This is a genomic window from Dechloromonas hortensis (assembly GCF_009469765.1).
Taxonomy (GTDB): Bacteria; Pseudomonadota; Gammaproteobacteria; order Burkholderiales; family Rhodocyclaceae; genus Azonexus; species Azonexus hortensis.
On the sequence record NZ_SSSQ01000003.1, the window covers coordinates 309169 to 324431 of the forward strand.

Here is a 15263-nt window from a genome sequence, read left to right on the forward strand (position 1 = left end):
ATGTACTCATTTACAGCGTTATCTGACCAGGCCAGGCGGCCATGGTTCTCATCGCATCTCATCAGTCGGGGACAAAGACCATGCCCATAACGCCGATGGAGGTCACTTTCTCGTTGACCGTCGTATACGAAACGACACCCAGCGAGTGGTAGGTCGAAGCGAAGGAGGTCAGGTGGCCAATACCCAGGACTCGTTGCAGCTGGCTGCGTTCACCGATGGCGTCCTTGATCCGGGCGCGGTGCTTTTCCGGCGAAGGATTGAGGGCAAAGGCCAGGGCAAGCAATGCGCAGGCGACGAGGATGGTAGTGATACGGTTTGACATATTGCATGCTCCTGTTGGCAGCTGGCCGGTTCGACATCCGGTCTGGCGATTAGGCCGGTTTTCGTGCTTTCTACCCGGTCAACCGCAGGAGGCGGGAGGCTGAGGGGGGCGTCGGGACTCAGACGTCTGCCTCGACCAGTCCGCCATCCTTCTCCATCCAGGCCCGGCGGCCGGCGGCTTCGCCCTTGCCCATCAGCAGAGTGAACGTGGTGTTCATTTCCTTGATCATCTCGCGACTGGCCTGGAAGGGCACCAGGCGGCGGGTGTCCGGGCAGAGCGTGGTTTCCCACAGCTGGTCCGGGTTCATTTCGCCGAGGCCCTTGAAGCGGGAGACGGTGATCTTGTTTTCCGAAACACCTTCGTCGGCCAGCTTCTGCAGCGTCTGTTCCTTCTCGGCTTCATCGAGGCAATAGACCTTGCGGGTATGGCCGCGTGCTTCGACATCGACGCGGAACAGCGGCGGCTGGGCGACGTGGATGTGGCCGCGTTCGACCAGGGCCGGGAAGTGTTTGAGGAAGAGGGTGAACAGCAGGACCTGGATGTGCGAGCCGTCGACGTCGGCGTCGGACATCACGATGATGCGGCCGTAGCGCAGGCCGCTGACGTCGATGCTGTCGATCTGGTCGACGCCGTGCGGGTCGACGCCGATGGCGACGGAAATGTCATGCACTTCGTTGTTCTTGAACAGCTGGTCGCGGTCCACTTCCCAGGTGTTGAGCACCTTGCCGCGCAAAGGCAGCACGGCCTGGGTTTCCTTGTCGCGGCCCTGCTTGGCCGAGCCGCCGGCCGAGTCGCCCTCGACCAGGAAGACTTCGTTGCGCGTGATGTCGTCCGACTCGCAGTCGGTCAGCTTGCCGGGCAGGGTGGCGATGCCGGAGGATTTCTTCTTCTCGACCTTCTGCGTCGATTTCATCCGGTTCTGTGCAGCCTTGACGGCCAGTTCGGCGATCTTCTTGCCGAAATCGGCATGGCTGTTCAGCCACAGCTCGAAGGGATCGCGCACCATTTGTGAGACCAGCTTGTAGGCGTCGCGGCTGGTCAGCTTTTCCTTGGTCTGGCCCTGGAATTGCGGGTCGAGCACCTTGGCCGACAGCAGATAGGTCATCCGGCCGCAGACGTCTTCCTGCGCCAGCTTCACTTTGGCCGGCAGGATGGCGTGGTGATCGGCGAACGTCTTGATCGCCTCGAAGACGCCGGCCTTCAGCCCGGCCTCATGGGTGCCGCCATCAAGCGTCGGGATCAGGTTGACGTAGCTTTCCGGCTTGCCGCCGCCTTCCTCGAACCAGGCCAGCGCCCAGGTGGCGCCTTCGCCGACAGCGAAACCGTTGGCCGTATCGACATATTTTTCACCGACGAAGATCGGCGCCACCGGCGAGCCGACCATCATTTCATTGAGGTAGTCGGCCATCCCGTTCTGGTAGCACCAGGTCTTTTTGGTTTCGCCCTCGATTTCGAGGTCGACCGTGACATTCGGCATCAGCACGGCCTTCGAGCGCAGCAGATGCTCAAGCTGGCCGAGGTTGATCTTCGGCGAGTCGAAATACTTCGGGTCGGGCTGGATGCGCACCGTGGTACCGGTCGTGCGCGGGCCACAGTCGCCGATGCGGTTCAGCGGTTCGGTGACGAAGCCGGCACCGAAGGCGATGTGGTGAATGCCGCCGCCGCGTTTGATCTCGACTTCCAGGCGGATCGACAGCGCGTTGGTCACCGAGACGCCGACGCCGTGCAGGCCGCCCGAGAAGCGGTAGGCGTTGCCCGATTCCTTCTTGTTGAACTTGCCGCCGGCGTGCAGCTTGCAGAAGACTAGTTCGACCGCCGGCCGGCCTTCTTCCGGGTGAATCTCGACCGGAATGCCGCGGCCGTTGTCGCTGACTTCGATGACGCCATCGGCCCGGACCAGCACGCCGATCTTTTTCGCGAAGCCAGCCAGTGCCTCGTCGGCGGCATTGTCGATGACTTCCTGAATGATGTGGGTCGGGCAAGTCGTCCGGGTGTACATGCCCGGGCGTTCCTTGACGGGTTCCAGATCTTTCAGGACGCGGATGGAGGAGGCGGAGTATTCAGTCATTCGTTTCGAAAATCGGGCAAATTGGGCAGTCGACCGCAGGAAGTCGGCGGTTTGCGGGCTGGATTCTACCAGTTCGTCGGCGGCCCGCTGGGACAAGGCATATGGCATAATCGCCGTTTGCCTTATTCACCAAATAGCGGAGGTCGCGATGACACAACACGGATCACCGGAGCATACGCCACCGATGTTCGCCTTTGTCCGCGGCCCTGACCGCCGGCACTGCGCGACGGTCAGCCCGCCCCCCTACCTGACCATGGCGGGCTTGATCCTGCACGACCGGCGTTCCCATCTCGACCGACGCGCCGCCTGGATCAAGAACTTCTGGATCGACGGCGAGCCGCACAACGAACACTGAACACCGGCCGGATTCGGCCGCCGGCCAATTTGCCGGGAAAATGATCTGCCTGAAAGTCGTCTCGCGCCGCCCCTGATACCATCCGCGCATGAGTCGTTACCAGGACCTTGCCGAGCAGACCGAAAAACTGATTACCGCAGGGGTATTCCGCGCCGGTGATCGCCTGCCTTCCATTCGCCAGGCCTGCAGCACCCACGACGTCAGCCCGGTGACCGTCAGCCAGGCCTACTATCTGCTGGAAAGTCGTGGTCTGATTGAGGCCCGGCCAAAATCGGGTTATTTTGTCCGCGCCCGGCTCGGCCAGCGCCTGCCCGAACCGGAAATGAGCCAGCCGGTCGGCGATTCGACCCAGTTGGAAGTCAGCGACTTCATTTTTCAGATCCTGGAAAGCGTCAAGGACCCGTCGGTCGTGCCACTCGGCTCCAGCTTTCCCAGCCCCTACCTGTTTCCGCTCGACAAGCTCGGCCGCTTTCTGGCCAGCGCCGCCCGCAAGCTCGACCCGCTGGCGACGGTGACCGACCTGCCGCCCGGTAACGAGGAGCTGCGCCGGCAATTGGCCTTGCGCTACCTGGCCCACGGCGCCCATGTCTCGCCGCAGGAAATTATCGTCACCTCCGGCGCGCTGGAAGGGCTGAACCTGTGCCTGCAGGCGGTGACCCGGCCGGGCGACCTGATCGCCATCGAGTCGCCGACTTTCTACGCGACGCTGCAGGCCAGCGAGCGGCTCGGCCTCAAGGTCATCGAAATCCCGACCCATCCGCGCGACGGGGTCAGCCTGGCGGCGCTGGAGGAAGCCTTGCGGCTGCACCCGATCAAGGCCTGCCTGTTCATGCTGAATTTTTCCAATCCGAGCGGCGGCCGGGTCCCGGACGAGAACAAGAAGGTGCTGCTCGAATTGCTGCGCCGGCATCAGGTGCCGCTGATCGAGGACGACGTCTATGCCGAACTGTACTTCGGCCCGCAGGCGCCGCTGTGCAGCAAGGCCGAGGACAGCGACGGGCTGGTCATGCACGTCTCGTCGTTTTCGAAATGCCTGGCCCCCGGCTATCGCCTGGGCTGGGTCGCGGCTGGCCGCTACGCCAGCCGCATCCAGCGCCAGAAGCTATCGACCAGCCTGGCGACGACCATTCCGGTGCAGATCGCGCTGGCCGACTATCTGAAGCACGGCGGCTACGAAAACCATCTGCGCCATTTGCGGCGCACGCTGGCCCGGCAGGAGGTGATGCTGGTTGAGGCCGTCGAGCGGCATTTCCCGGCCGGCACCCGGCTGGCCCGGCCGCAGGGCGGCTATTTTCTCTGGCTGGAACTGCCACGCCAGGTCGATGCGCTGTTGCTGCACCGGCAGGCGCTGGCGCATGGCATCAGTATCGCGCCGGGGCCGATCTTTTCCGCCAAGCGCGAATTCGGCCACTGGCTGCGCCTCAATTTCGGCCATCCCGACTCGCCGCGCCAGCAGGCGGCGATCGCCACCCTCGGCCAACTGGTCGCCGACCAGCTATAGCGTTGCCCAGCGTGCGAACTGCGTGCCGAAGAAGGCGATCAGCAGCAGCGCGATCGGCGTGAAGGCGATGAAGGCATTGAGTACCCGGGCAATGAACGGGTGGGCGATGTGCGACTCGATGAACTGGCGGGCGATCAGCTTGCCCTTCAGCCAGATGATGACGGCGACCAGCAGCGGCAGCCAGCTGGCGCCGTGGAACCAGTGGCCGAGGCCGAGGCTGAGCAGGGTCAGGGCAACCAGCGCCAGCCAGGCGTAGGCGAGGGGGGCTAGAGCGGACGAGGGGGCGGAATGGCTGGTTTGCATGATCAGGCCAGGACGTAGAAGAAGGGGAAGATGACCAGCCAGATGATGTCGGTGGCGTGCCAATAGCTGGCCAGCGCCTCCAGGCCGGCGTGGTCGTCGGCTGAATAGCCGCCGGCCAGATGGCGGGCCAGCACCCAGAGAATGCCGAGAATGCCCCAGGTGGCATGTACCAGGTGGTTGAAGGTCAGGTAGTAATAGACCGTGAAGAAAATGCCCGATTCGCCATTGATGCCGTGTGCCAGGTTCCAGCTGATTTCCATGTATTTGGCCAGCGGGTAGCCGAGGGCGACGACCAGCCCGGAAACCAGCCAGTAGATCGACTGCCGGCGCTTGCCGGCGCGCATGGTGGCGACCGAACAGGCGATGAAGAAACTGCTGGTCACCATCAACAAGGTGATGACCGTGCCGGCGACGCGCGACAGGCGGTCGGTGCCTTGCTCGAAAGATTCGGGAAAGTGGGCGCGGGCGACGAAATAGACGACGAAGAGCACCAGGAACTCGACAAATTCGCAGGTGATGCCGACCCAGATGCCCTTGTTGCCCGGGATGCGCCGGCCGCTGGGCGCGTTGTCTTGTTGTTCGAATACGGGAATTGCCACCGCTGTCATTTTTGATCCGCAAGGTGAATGGTTTGAGCGTCCATTGTTCGCCTTTCCTGCAAAAAAAATAGGCACAGGGATCAAAGTTTTCGATCTGAACAGTTTTTTCGGCAGTTTATTTTTCATCTGTTCCTATGAAAAATCGAATTAACTGAAACTGTTTCTATTTTGCGCCCGATGTTCTACTCGGCTGCCGGTTGATCGGGGAGTCGTTCTCCCCGAAATCGTCGTCAGGAGAAGATCGAAATGAGCAGGCCTGTCAGCAAGGTTCGGGAAGCAAAACTGGAGCTTTATCGCAAGCGCGGGAAAATTCACGCCAAGGCAAGCAGCGGGCGTTTCAACACGCTGCGCTGGGCGATGGTCTGGTTCACCCAGATCATTTTTTACGGCACCTGCTGGCTGAACTGGGAGAGCGACGGGCTGAGCCGGCAAGCCGTGCTCTTCGACATCGCGCACGAAAAGTTCTACCTGTTCGGCCTCGTTCTCTGGCCGCAGGACGCCTTGCTGCTCGCCTACCTGCTGATCATTGCCGCCACCGCGCTGTTTCTGGCGACGGCGCTGGCCGGCCGGGTATTTTGCGGCTTCGCCTGCCCGCAGACGATTTACACGATGATTTTCAGCTGGGTCGAAGCCCAGGTCGAAGGCGACCACTTGGCCCGCCTGCGCCTCGACCAAAGCCCGTGGACGGCGCGCAAGCTACTGTTGCGCACCACCAAGCACGGCCTGTGGTTCCTGATCGCGGCATGGACGGCGATCACCTTCGTCGGCTATTTCACGCCGGTGCGCGACGTGCTGGCCGCCTTGCCCGGCTGGGAGGTTGGCCCGTGGGAAGGCTTCTGGCTGATCTTCTACTGCATTTTCACTTATGCCATGGCCGGTCTGGCCCGCGAGGCGGTCTGCCAGCACATGTGCCCGTACTCCCGTTTCCAGGGCGTCATGTTCGACGACACGACGCGCACGGTCAGTTACGACGCCGGTCGCGGCGAGCCGCGCAACCGCCGCCAACAGGCGGGGAAGACCGGTGACTGTATCGACTGCAACATCTGCGTCGAAGTCTGCCCGACCGGCATCGACATTCGCGACGGTCTGCAATACCAGTGCATCAATTGCGGCCTGTGCGTCGATGCCTGCGATGAGGTGATGACCCGGATCGGCGCGCCGACGGGGCTGATTCGCTTCGCGTCGGAACGGGAACTGATCGGGCGCCCGCAGCCGCAGGGCTGGCGCGAGCGGCCGCGGGTCGTCGTCTATACGGTGCTGCTGGTGGTTTTTGCCATTTTCGGCACGTTGACCGCAAGCCAACGCTCCTTGCTGCTGGTAAACGTGCAGCGCGACCGGGGTGCCTTGCTGCGTGAGACGGCCGAGGGGCGCATCGAAAACGCCTATACGCTGAACCTGATGAATCTGGCCGAAGCGCCGCGCGACTTTGCTGTCGAGGTGCACGGCTTGCCCGGGCTGGAGATTGTCGGGCCGCGCGAGTTTGCCGCCGAGTCCGGCAGCATCCGGCCGGTCCAGTTGACCGTTTCGGCGCCGGCCGACAGCGGCTTGCGCGGTATCCAGCCGATCGAGTTCCGGATTGTCGCCCGCCAGGACCCGGCGAGCGGTCAGGTCGAGAAAAGCAGCTTCATCCTGCCCTGAACGGGCTGGCCGATTGCGCGCCGGGGCAGGGAATGCGAGACTTGCCGCCGGTTTTCGAAACACAGGAACGAACGCAACATGGCTTTGACCAACCCCGAGGACGCCGCGCTGCCGGTTTGGCAGGCGCCGGACGGCAGCCCGATTGCCTGCACCGAGAAGATCAAGGTGCTCAACGAAAACTTTCGCGAGCTGCAGCAACTGGCGCTCGACGCGCTGGAAGACGGCGTGCTGATGGGCTGCAGCGAGGTCCATCTGCGTGCCGCGCTGCATGAACTGATCGATTCGCTGAAGCTGACTTTCGCTGCCTAGTGGCCCAGTGCCGGCCTGTTCAGGCGGTTGTCATGAGCGCCGGGGCGATTGTGCCGGTAAAATCGCGGCCACCAAGAACAACGAAAGTTTCCGATGGCCGGAGCCAGCCTGCTTGTCCTGATCGATGATATTGCCAGCGTCCTCGACGATGTCGCGCTGCTGACCAAGGTCGCAGCCAAGAAAACGGCCGGGGTGCTGGGCGACGATCTGGCCCTCAATGCCGAACAGGTCTCCGGCGTACGAGCCGAGCGCGAACTGCCGGTGGTCTGGGCAGTGGCGGTTGGTTCGCTGAAGAACAAGGTGATCCTGGTGCCGGCGGCGCTGGCGATCAGTGCTTTTATTCCGTGGGCAGTGATGCCGCTGTTGATGCTCGGCGGCTTCTATCTCTGCTTCGAGGGCGTCGAAAAGCTGGCCCACAAATGGCTGCACAGCGCCGCCGAAGATGCGGCGCACCATGCCGAGGAACTGACTGCGCTGCTTGACGAGACGGTCGATCTGGCAGTCTTCGAGGCCGACAAGATCAAGGGCGCCATCCGTACCGACTTCGTGCTTTCGGCCGAGATCATCGTCATCGCGCTCGGTACCGTCGCCAGCCAGCCGTTTATGACCCAGGTCAGCGTGCTGGCCGGGATCGGCCTGCTGATGACGGTTGGCGTTTATGGCATCGTCGCCGGCATCGTCAAGCTCGACGACCTCGGCTTCTACCTGCTGAAAAAGAGCAATGGACTGGCCCGCGGCCTTGGTAAAGGCCTGGTGCTGGCCGCGCCGAAGCTGATGAAGGCACTGACGGTGATCGGTACCATCGCCATGTTCATGGTCGGCGGCAGCATCCTCAGCCACGGCCTGCCGCCGGTACATCACGGTATCGAAGGGCTGGCCGAGGCGGCCGGCCTGTTCGGCGGTGTGCTGTCGCTGTTGCTCGATATCGTGGTCGGCGTCATCGGCGGCGCGCTGGCCTTGTTCGTCGTCAAAGCCGGCAGCGGCGTGGCCGGCCTCTTCAAAAAGGAGCAAGCATGAGCAAGGCGCTGCGTCTTTCCGAAAAATGGTTCCGCTTCGGTCTGTGGATCGTCGCCTTCGTCTTTGCCAGTTTTCTGATTGGCCTGGGTGGGACGATCGTCGAGAACCTGCCCAAAGTCGAGCATCACTACACGCAGGAAGATTTCATCGACCAGCCGCAGGCCGAGCAGGCGCGCGGTGCTATCAAGCAGACCCAGAAAACCCGCCAGGAAGCGCAGGACAAGCTGGAGCAGGCGCGCCTCGGCCACAATGCGGCGCGTGCCAATTCAGCGAGTGCCCGTGACACCTTCAACAACTGGCTGGCCACCCGGCACGTCACCCAGCGCGCCGAGCAGGACCCGGAACTGATCGCCCGCACGCAGCAACTCGATGCCCTGAAGGCGGCCGAGCGCAAGGCGTTGAGCGAGGTCGAGGCACAACAGCAGATCCTGCTCGATGCCCAGCAGGCCGAGGCGAGGGCGCAGCGCCAGTTGCGCGAGCTGGAGCAAGCCGCCGCCGAGCAGCTGGCGACCGGGCAGCGCAGCCAGGAACTGCGGGTCTTTCTCTACCGCCTGACGCTGACCCTGCCGTTGCTCGGCATTGCCGGCTGGCTGTTCGCCAAGAAGCGCAAGAGCACCTACTGGCCGTTCGTCTGGGGCTTCATCTACTTCGCGCTGTTCGCCTTCTTCGTCGAACTGGTGCCTTACCTGCCAAGCTACGGCGGCTATGTCCGCTACGTCGTCGGCATCGTGATTACCGTGCTGGTCGGGCGGCAGGCCATTGTTTCGCTGAACCGCTACCTGGAGAAGCAGAAGCAGGCCGAGAGCCTGCCCGACGTCGAGCGGCGCAAGGAACTGAGCTACGACACGGCGCTAGCCCGGCTGGCCAAAAAGGTCTGCCCCGGTTGCGAACGACCGGTCGACCTGGCCAATACGGCGATCGATTATTGCCCGCATTGCGGCATCTGCCTGTTCGACCATTGCGGCCAGTGTAATGAGCGGAAGAGTGCCTTCGCCCGCTTCTGCCATGCCTGCGGCGCGGCGGCTCGGGCGATTAGCTGATTGTTGGCGGCGGGGCGCCGGGCAGGGCGCTTCGAAAATTGCCCGAAACAGGCAGTCGACCGCAGGCCTCAATTTTTGAGGGCGGTACCGGGCCGTGCTAATGTTTCCGGACCATGCCAATCTGCCAAACCCTCGCCAACTGCCCGGTACCCGTCAAGATCTGGACCGATGACGTCGACGACAAGTCGAGGCAACAACTGGCCAATATCGCCAGCCTGCCGTTCATCCATCACCATGTCGCGGCGATGCCGGACGTTCATCTCGGCATCGGGGCGACCATCGGTTCGGTGATCGCCACCGACCGGGCCATCGTGCCGGCCGCGGTCGGCGTCGATATCGGTTGCGGCATGGTCGCCTGCCGGCTGTCGATCGGCGCCAATCAATTGAGCGAGAAGGCGCTGAAAAAGATTTTCACGCAGATCAGCCGCGACGTGCCGGTCGGCAAGGCACAGCACGAGGATGCCCAAGCCTTGACGCTGGCCGCGCGACCTTTCGAGGCCAAGCTGAAGCAGATGATGCGGCAGCACCCGCAATTGTTGAAAAGCTTCGGCAAGTCCTCGAAATGGGTCAATCAGCTCGGCACCCTGGGCGGCGGCAATCACTTCATCGAAGTCTGCCTGGATGAAACCGACCAGCTCTGGGTGATGCTGCACTCCGGCAGCCGGGGCATCGGCAACGCGCTGGCCAGCTACTTCATCGAACTGGCGCGGCGCGACATGGAGCGCCAGCAAATCCAGCTAGCCGACCGCGACCTGGCCTATTTTCGGGAAGGCAGCGCCTATTTTGCCGACTATGTCGAAGCCGTGCATTGGGCGCAGGAATACGCCTACACCAACCGCCAGTGCATGATGGATCTGGTGCTGGCCGGCCTGCAGCGGCATCTGCCGGCCTTCTCGGTGACCAGCGAAGTGGTTAATTGCCACCACAACTACGTAGCGCGCGAACATCACTACGGGGCTGATGTCTGGGTCACCCGCAAGGGGGCGATCCGGGCCCGGGCCGGCGATCTCGGCATCATTCCCGGCAGCATGGGCGCGCGCAGCTACATCGTGCGCGGCAAGGGCAACCCGGAAAGTTTCGACTCCAGCGCCCACGGCGCCGGCCGCCGGATGAGCCGGACGGCGGCCACCAAGACCTTCAGTGAAGCCGACCTGCTCAAGCAGACGGCCGGCGTCATCTGCCGCAAGGACAAGGGCGTCATCGACGAGATTCCCGGCGCCTACAAGGACATCGACCAAGTGATGGCCAACCAGAGCGACCTGACCGAGGTGCTGCACACCCTGAAGCAGGTGGTCTGCGTCAAGGGCTAGGTTCGCATTTCAGAAATCATCCAGAGAGGCATTCATGTCCGACTCCAACAGTTATCTCCCCCCCAAGGTCTGGGTCTGGGACAAGGCGAACGGCGGCCAGTTCGCGAACATCAACCGGCCCATCGCCGGGGCCACCCATGAGCAGGCGCTGCCCCGTGGCAAGCACCCGCTACAACTGTATTCGCTGGCGACACCCAATGGCGTCAAGGTGACGGTGATGCTGGAGGAGCTGCTGGCACTTGGGTTGCCCGGCGCTGAATACGATGCCTGGCTGATCCGGATCAACGAGGGTGATCAGTTCGGTAGCGGCTTTGTCGAGGTGAACCCCAATTCCAAGATTCCGGCGCTACTGGACTGCAGTGGTCCGCAACCGGTCAGGGTGTTCGAGTCGGGATCGATCCTTCTCTATCTGGCCGAGAAGTTTGGCGCCTTTGTGCCGGGCGATCCGGCCCGCCGCGCCGAATGCCTGTCGTGGCTGTTCTGGCAGATGGGCAGTACGCCTTTTCTGGGTGGTGGTTTCGGCCATTTCTATTCCTATGCGCCGACCAAAATCGAATACGCAATTGACCGCTATGCGATGGAGGTCAAACGCCAGATGGATGTGCTCAACCGGCGGCTGGGCGAAAGCCCCTATGTCGGCGGTGACGAGTACACCATCGCCGACATGGCCATCTGGCCGTGGTACGGGCTTTTGGCCAAAGGTCAGCTATACGAGGCGGGGGAGTTTTTGCAGGTCAATGAGTACCCCCACGTGATTCGTTGGGCGGATGAAATCGGCCAGCGCCCGGCCGTGCAACGAGGCCGCATGGTCAACCGGGTGAACGGGCCGCTGGAGAGCCAACTGCACGAGCGCCACGATGCGACAGACTTCGAACTCCGGACGCAAGACAAACTCCAGGCCCGGTCATGAGGTTTGCCGGTTGCGACAAATAGGCAGGCACCGATAGAACCAGCGATTCCTTGGCATTGTCTACCAAACAGTTGTCGCGGCGAGGCGTCGAGTTTTCGATGTCGAGCCACGGCATTGATGCCACGCAGCCCTTAAGCCTACGGTAGACAGCAAAAAACCGGCACTTTTCAGCCAGTCCCGATTTTCTGGCAGATATCGTGGTGCGAGACCGGATGCTTGGCTGATTGCCAATCAAGCCGGGTGGTTTTGCGATGAGCAGTTCTCTCTCGATTCAGCCGATTGCTCTTTCCGCCGTTCCGCCGGTGGTGCGTACGTCGTTGCTCACGGCAAGCTCGCCGCCGGTTCAGGCCGCGTTCGACAGCGCGTCCAGCATTGTCGATATTTCGGATGCCGGTTTCTTGCTGTCCAGCGTATCGGCGGCCCGGGAGCGGCTGCAAGCCGAGCAGGCAGCACCGGACGACAGTAGCCCGGCGAGCGTCTTTGCCGCGGCACAGAGCCTGGTCGACACGTTCAATAGCCTGCAAAGTAATGTTGCCAGTTTGCAAACCTTGTTGCCTGGCTTTGCCGATAGCTCGCTGGTCGATCAGTTTGCGGCGAGCCTGAACCAGTTGGCGAGCAATAACCTGAGTACCGACAGCGCCAGTCTGGCCAGTCTGCAGGGCATCGGTATTCAACTGCTGGCGGCGAAGCCTGCCGGTACGGCCGGGACACTCAGTCTACAGATCGACCCGAACGTGCTGAATGCCGCCATCGCCAGCGATCCGGCAGGGACGCAGGCCTTGCTCAATCAGGCAAGCCAGTCTTTGCTGGAGCAACTGACGGGGTTTGAACAACAGGCGGTCGGTGCCGCGCTGGCCCAAGTCGATCTGACGCAATTGGGCGGCTCCCCGGCCCAACCCGTTGATCTGAGTACGCTGTTGGGGCTGAATACCAATTCAACCGCCCAGAGCGCCGCGGTCGGCACTGATTTATTGCAGGCATTGACGGCCGATAGCGTTTTGAACGCCATCCAGTTGAGCGATCTTGATCTGGCGGCCGCAGGCCTCGATACGGCGACGATATTGTCGGAGCCGGCCGTGCTGCAAGGCGCGCTGACCGCCGGGCTGCTCGGGCCGGATGCCACAGCGGCCACCCTGGTGCGCGACAGCGGAATTTCGCCGACGAATCCAGCGTCGGTGAGCGCGACCGATCGTTCCGCTACAGGCACGCCCCCACCGGGCATCATTTCGCCGCTCGATGGGCAGGCCGTGCCGCTCGGTAATCCGGCCGCGCTCGCCGGCCAGATCGGCACGCCAGGCGCCGCCCCGGTGATTGCCGATGTCGCTGACGCCGAGCGTCGGGCGTCGATTGCGGCGCAGACCCTGCAAAATCTGCTGAACAGCCCGCTCGATCTGATTCAGCGGAATCTTGTCGATCCGGCTTACGCGGCAGTGATCGCGGCATCCCGCATGAGCGATTTCATCATGCCGACGCCGCAGACCAATCCGAAGCTGCTGGTGACGGATATCCCGGCGCCAGTCTTGCCGGTGCTGCAGGCGCGCGCGCCGGAACGACTGGAAAAGAGCAGTTAGCCGGCAAGGCCGGGCTGCTCCCGGCTTAACCCCGGGTCGCGTGCAGTTGCAGGCGAACCAGGTCGGCCACGTTGCCGACACCGAGCTTGTCCATCATCCGCGCCTTGTGCACCTCCACCGTGCGCGGGCTGATGCCGAGTTCGGCGGCGATTTCCCGGTTGTGCTGGCCGTTGACCACCTTTTCCATGATCTCCCGCTCGCGCGGGGTCAGGTTGCCAAGCAGGCGCTGCGTCTGGTCCTGATTCATTTTGGCGACCAGGCTGACCTGTTGGCGGCTGAACGCCTCGGCCAGGCCGGCCAGCAGCTTTTTGTGGTCGAGCGGCTTTTCGAGAAAATCGATGGCCAGGGCCCGGAAGGCTTCGCGGGCCGACGCGACGTCACCGTGACCGGTCATCACGATGACTGGCAGTTCGCTGCCCAACTCGGCCAGGTGCTTCTGCAGCGACAGGCCATCCATGCCGGGCATCCGGATGTCGAGCAGCAGGCAGCCGCGCCATTCCTTTTTGTAGGCCTTGAGGAAACTTTCGGCATCGGCAAAGACGGCGACCCGGTAGTCGTGGATGCCGAGCAGCAAGCTCAGGGCGTCGCGGACGGAAGCATCGTCATCGACGATAAAAACACTGAGTGGCTCATGCATGCGAGGGGCTCTCCTGAAGCGGCAGAATGATTTTGAAGATGCCGTGCGTGGCGACTTCTCCCCACAGCGTGCCGCCATGGGTTTCGACGATGGCCCGGCTGATCACCAGGCCGAGGCCGAGGCCGCTTGATTTCGAGGACTGGAAAGGTTCGAAGAGCAAGGCCGCCTCCTTGGCGGAAAGGCCGGCACCGGAATCCTCGACCTCGATCGAGACCCGGTTGCCATGCAGCACTTCCGCCCGCAGTGCGACCTTGTGCCGTTCCAGTTCGCTGGCGGCGACGGCATCGAAAGCATTGGCCAGCAGATTCCGGAGCACCACTTCAAGTTGCAGGCGGTCGGCCAGCAAGGTGGCGTCGGGAATGGGGCCGAGCGTGAATTCGACGCCGCGTTGGACGGCCTTGTCCTGGTAGGGGCGGCTGGCCTGAGTGATGATCTCGGCCAGCGGCAGCGCTTCCAGCTTGGTGGCGCCGGTCCGGAAAAAGTCGCGCAGGCGGCGGACGACTTCGCCGGTGCGGCCCGATTCGAGCAGCATGCCCTGGATCGCCGCATTCAGGCGCTCGCCCGATTCGCCGCGCTCGAGCAGTTTTTCGCAGGCGGCGGCGTAGGCGGCCAGTGCCGTCAGCGGCTGGTTCAGCTCGTGCGCCATGGCACCGGCCATTTCGCCAGCTGCGGCGAGGCGCAGCGTCTGTTTCAGTTCGTCGCTGGTACGCCGTTGTTCATCGACCACGCTGCCGATGAAAAAGCCGATCAGGGCCATCGCCAGCGACAGCATTTGCATTTCGGCGACCGTCACCGCGCTGTAGTCGAGCGCCTGGACGACGGCGATCACCTCGGCCTGCAGCAGCGAGGCGGAGATGATAGCGCCGGCCATGCCCTGGCGGGCGGAAGCCCAGACGATGGGCAGGAAGAGCAGATAGAACAGCTTGGAGCGGTTGTCATCGCCGACGTCGAAGGCCAGCCACAAGGCGGCCAGGCTGAGCAGCGCATAGCCCAGCGTTTCCCAGCGCCAGGCGGCGGCTTTCAGCAAAATGCGGCCGCGTTCGCTGCTCAGCCACCAGAAGAGGGGCATGGCGACCGCAATGCCGACGCCGTCGCCGACCCAGAAATGCAGGACGCCGGTTTTCCAGCCGCTCGCCGGCAACAGCCCGAGCAGGCTCAGGCTGCTCAGGTAGACGAGACTGATCAACAGGGTGCCGCCGGCGATCGGGACTATCCAGTTGAACAGCGCGGTGCGGTCGTCGAGCAGAGTGGCCGGCGGCAGCCGGCGGCGCAGCAGTTCGCCCAGTGCGATGTAGCCAGCAGCCAGGATCAGCGTCGCCCCGAGACTCGTCCACCAGGCTTGCGGCAGGCCGCGGATCAGCCATTCGCTGAGCAGCAGCGTTGCGGTCAACGGTAGCCAGGCCGATTTTCCCAGGCGTAGCAGAAAGACCAGCCCGAGGGCCGGGGCCGGATTCCAGGGCGTGATGTTCAGCCCGTGCAGCGGATCGATGAAGCTGGCGACATCGAGGGCGATGTAAAGGCCGGCAAAGCCGAGATACAGCAGAAGGGGGTTCAAACCGGGAGGGCGCATGGCCGGAAAGGTGGTGCCTGCATTGTGACCGAGACGACGTAGGGCGGTAATAAGGGAATCCCGTAGGGGGAAGCGCTAAGCGACTCCCGAATTATCGCAAAGGCGGCCGATGG

The 15263-nt window shown here is 63.1% G+C and carries 15 protein-coding genes; 9 read left to right on the forward strand and 6 right to left on the reverse strand.

Going from position 1 to position 15263, the window contains the following annotated elements; all coding sequences use genetic code 11:
* Window positions 1-61: 61 nt before the first annotated feature.
* Both GH663_RS07925 and parE read right to left on the reverse strand, forming a co-directional pair.
* Entirely contained in the window at window positions 62-322 is a 261-nt protein-coding gene (locus tag GH663_RS07925; protein WP_153131094.1) for a hypothetical protein, read from the reverse strand.
* A 118-nt stretch (window positions 323-440) separates the two neighbouring features.
* Window positions 441-2390, reverse strand: coding sequence for a DNA topoisomerase IV subunit B (gene parE / locus GH663_RS07930; RefSeq protein WP_153131095.1), 1950 nt, complete (start codon window positions 2388-2390; stop codon window positions 441-443).
* 148 nt (window positions 2391-2538) lie between these two features.
* Between parE and GH663_RS07935 the strand changes: the two genes are divergently transcribed.
* Both GH663_RS07935 and GH663_RS07940 read left to right on the forward strand, forming a co-directional pair.
* Window positions 2539-2745: a hypothetical protein gene (locus GH663_RS07935; RefSeq protein ID WP_153131096.1), complete on the forward strand. Its 207-nt coding sequence runs from the start codon at window positions 2539-2541 to the stop codon at window positions 2743-2745.
* A gap of 88 nt (window positions 2746-2833) precedes the next feature.
* Window positions 2834-4246, forward strand: coding sequence for an aminotransferase-like domain-containing protein (locus tag GH663_RS07940; protein ID WP_153131097.1), 1413 nt, complete (start codon window positions 2834-2836; stop codon window positions 4244-4246).
* On the opposite strand, the gene GH663_RS07945 is transcribed toward GH663_RS07940, so the two are convergent.
* Both GH663_RS07945 and GH663_RS07950 read right to left on the reverse strand, forming a co-directional pair.
* On the reverse strand, window positions 4241-4549 hold the full coding sequence (locus GH663_RS07945) for a hypothetical protein (RefSeq protein WP_153131098.1): 309 nt from the start codon (window positions 4547-4549) through the stop codon (window positions 4241-4243). The two genes, GH663_RS07940 and GH663_RS07945, sit on opposite strands and share 6 nt — an antisense overlap.
* Before the next feature lie 2 nt (window positions 4550-4551).
* Entirely contained in the window at window positions 4552-5157 is a 606-nt protein-coding gene (locus tag GH663_RS07950) for a cytochrome c oxidase subunit 3 family protein (RefSeq protein ID WP_153131099.1), read from the reverse strand.
* A 237-nt stretch (window positions 5158-5394) separates the two neighbouring features.
* Between GH663_RS07950 and ccoG the strand changes: the two genes are divergently transcribed.
* From ccoG to GH663_RS07985, 7 genes are all read left to right on the forward strand, one after another.
* Window positions 5395-6786 carry a cytochrome c oxidase accessory protein CcoG gene (ccoG, locus tag GH663_RS07955; RefSeq protein ID WP_153131100.1) on the forward strand — a complete coding sequence of 464 codons (1392 nt, stop codon included), beginning with the start codon at window positions 5395-5397 and terminating at the stop codon, window positions 6784-6786.
* 78 nt (window positions 6787-6864) lie between these two features.
* Window positions 6865-7095 (forward strand): hypothetical protein, encoded by a 231-nt coding sequence (locus tag GH663_RS07960; protein ID WP_153131101.1) that lies wholly within the window; start codon window positions 6865-6867, stop codon window positions 7093-7095.
* Between the two features lie 93 nt (window positions 7096-7188).
* Window positions 7189-8112, forward strand: coding sequence for a DUF808 domain-containing protein (locus GH663_RS07965; protein WP_153131102.1), 924 nt, complete (start codon window positions 7189-7191; stop codon window positions 8110-8112).
* Window positions 8109-9152, forward strand: a complete 1044-nt coding sequence (locus GH663_RS07970; protein WP_153131103.1) for a zinc ribbon domain-containing protein — start codon at window positions 8109-8111, stop codon at window positions 9150-9152. Before GH663_RS07965 ends, GH663_RS07970 begins: the two co-directional genes overlap by 4 nt.
* Window positions 9153-9265: 113 nt before the next feature.
* Window positions 9266-10462: an RtcB family protein gene (locus tag GH663_RS07975; protein WP_153131104.1), complete on the forward strand. Its 1197-nt coding sequence runs from the start codon at window positions 9266-9268 to the stop codon at window positions 10460-10462.
* A 34-nt stretch (window positions 10463-10496) separates the two neighbouring features.
* Entirely contained in the window at window positions 10497-11372 is an 876-nt protein-coding gene (gene yghU, locus GH663_RS07980) for a glutathione-dependent disulfide-bond oxidoreductase (RefSeq protein WP_153131105.1), read from the forward strand.
* 251 nt (window positions 11373-11623) lie between these two features.
* Complete coding sequence (locus GH663_RS07985; RefSeq protein WP_153131106.1) at window positions 11624-12943, forward strand: hypothetical protein; 1320 nt, start codon at window positions 11624-11626, stop codon at window positions 12941-12943.
* Window positions 12944-12968: 25 nt separating this feature from the next.
* Here the strand turns inward: GH663_RS07985 and GH663_RS07990 are convergent, their stop codons facing one another.
* Together GH663_RS07990 and GH663_RS07995 are read right to left on the reverse strand one after the other, a co-directional pair.
* Complete coding sequence (locus GH663_RS07990) at window positions 12969-13580, reverse strand: response regulator transcription factor (RefSeq protein WP_153131107.1); 612 nt, start codon at window positions 13578-13580, stop codon at window positions 12969-12971.
* The gene (locus GH663_RS07995) at window positions 13573-15135 is read right to left on the reverse strand and encodes an ATP-binding protein (RefSeq protein WP_211371090.1); all 1563 of its coding nucleotides are present in this window, start codon (window positions 15133-15135) and stop codon (window positions 13573-13575) included. The genes GH663_RS07990 and GH663_RS07995 overlap by 8 nt, the downstream gene beginning before the upstream one ends.
* Window positions 15136-15263: the final 128 nt, after the last annotated feature.

Excerpts from the sequence above, each read along its gene's own strand:
- GH663_RS07925 (WP_153131094.1), bottom strand. The coding sequence starts at position 322 with ATGTCAAACCGTATCACTACCATCCTCGTCGCCTGCGCATTGCTTGCC.
- parE (WP_153131095.1), bottom strand. The coding sequence starts at position 2,390 with ATGACTGAATACTCCGCCTCCTCCATCCGCGTCCTGAAAGATCTGGAA.
- GH663_RS07935 (WP_153131096.1), top strand. The coding sequence starts at position 2,539 with ATGACACAACACGGATCACCGGAGCATACGCCACCGATGTTCGCCTTT.
- GH663_RS07940 (WP_153131097.1), top strand. The coding sequence starts at position 2,834 with ATGAGTCGTTACCAGGACCTTGCCGAGCAGACCGAAAAACTGATTACC.
- GH663_RS07945 (WP_153131098.1), bottom strand. The coding sequence starts at position 4,549 with ATGCAAACCAGCCATTCCGCCCCCTCGTCCGCTCTAGCCCCCCTCGCC.
- GH663_RS07950 (WP_153131099.1), bottom strand. The coding sequence starts at position 5,157 with ATGACAGCGGTGGCAATTCCCGTATTCGAACAACAAGACAACGCGCCC.
- ccoG (WP_153131100.1), top strand. The coding sequence starts at position 5,395 with ATGAGCAGGCCTGTCAGCAAGGTTCGGGAAGCAAAACTGGAGCTTTAT.
- GH663_RS07960 (WP_153131101.1), top strand. The coding sequence starts at position 6,865 with ATGGCTTTGACCAACCCCGAGGACGCCGCGCTGCCGGTTTGGCAGGCG.
- GH663_RS07965 (WP_153131102.1), top strand. The coding sequence starts at position 7,189 with ATGGCCGGAGCCAGCCTGCTTGTCCTGATCGATGATATTGCCAGCGTC.
- GH663_RS07970 (WP_153131103.1), top strand. The coding sequence starts at position 8,109 with ATGAGCAAGGCGCTGCGTCTTTCCGAAAAATGGTTCCGCTTCGGTCTG.
- GH663_RS07975 (WP_153131104.1), top strand. The coding sequence starts at position 9,266 with ATGCCAATCTGCCAAACCCTCGCCAACTGCCCGGTACCCGTCAAGATC.
- yghU (WP_153131105.1), top strand. The coding sequence starts at position 10,497 with ATGTCCGACTCCAACAGTTATCTCCCCCCCAAGGTCTGGGTCTGGGAC.
- GH663_RS07985 (WP_153131106.1), top strand. The coding sequence starts at position 11,624 with ATGAGCAGTTCTCTCTCGATTCAGCCGATTGCTCTTTCCGCCGTTCCG.
- GH663_RS07990 (WP_153131107.1), bottom strand. The coding sequence starts at position 13,580 with ATGCATGAGCCACTCAGTGTTTTTATCGTCGATGACGATGCTTCCGTC.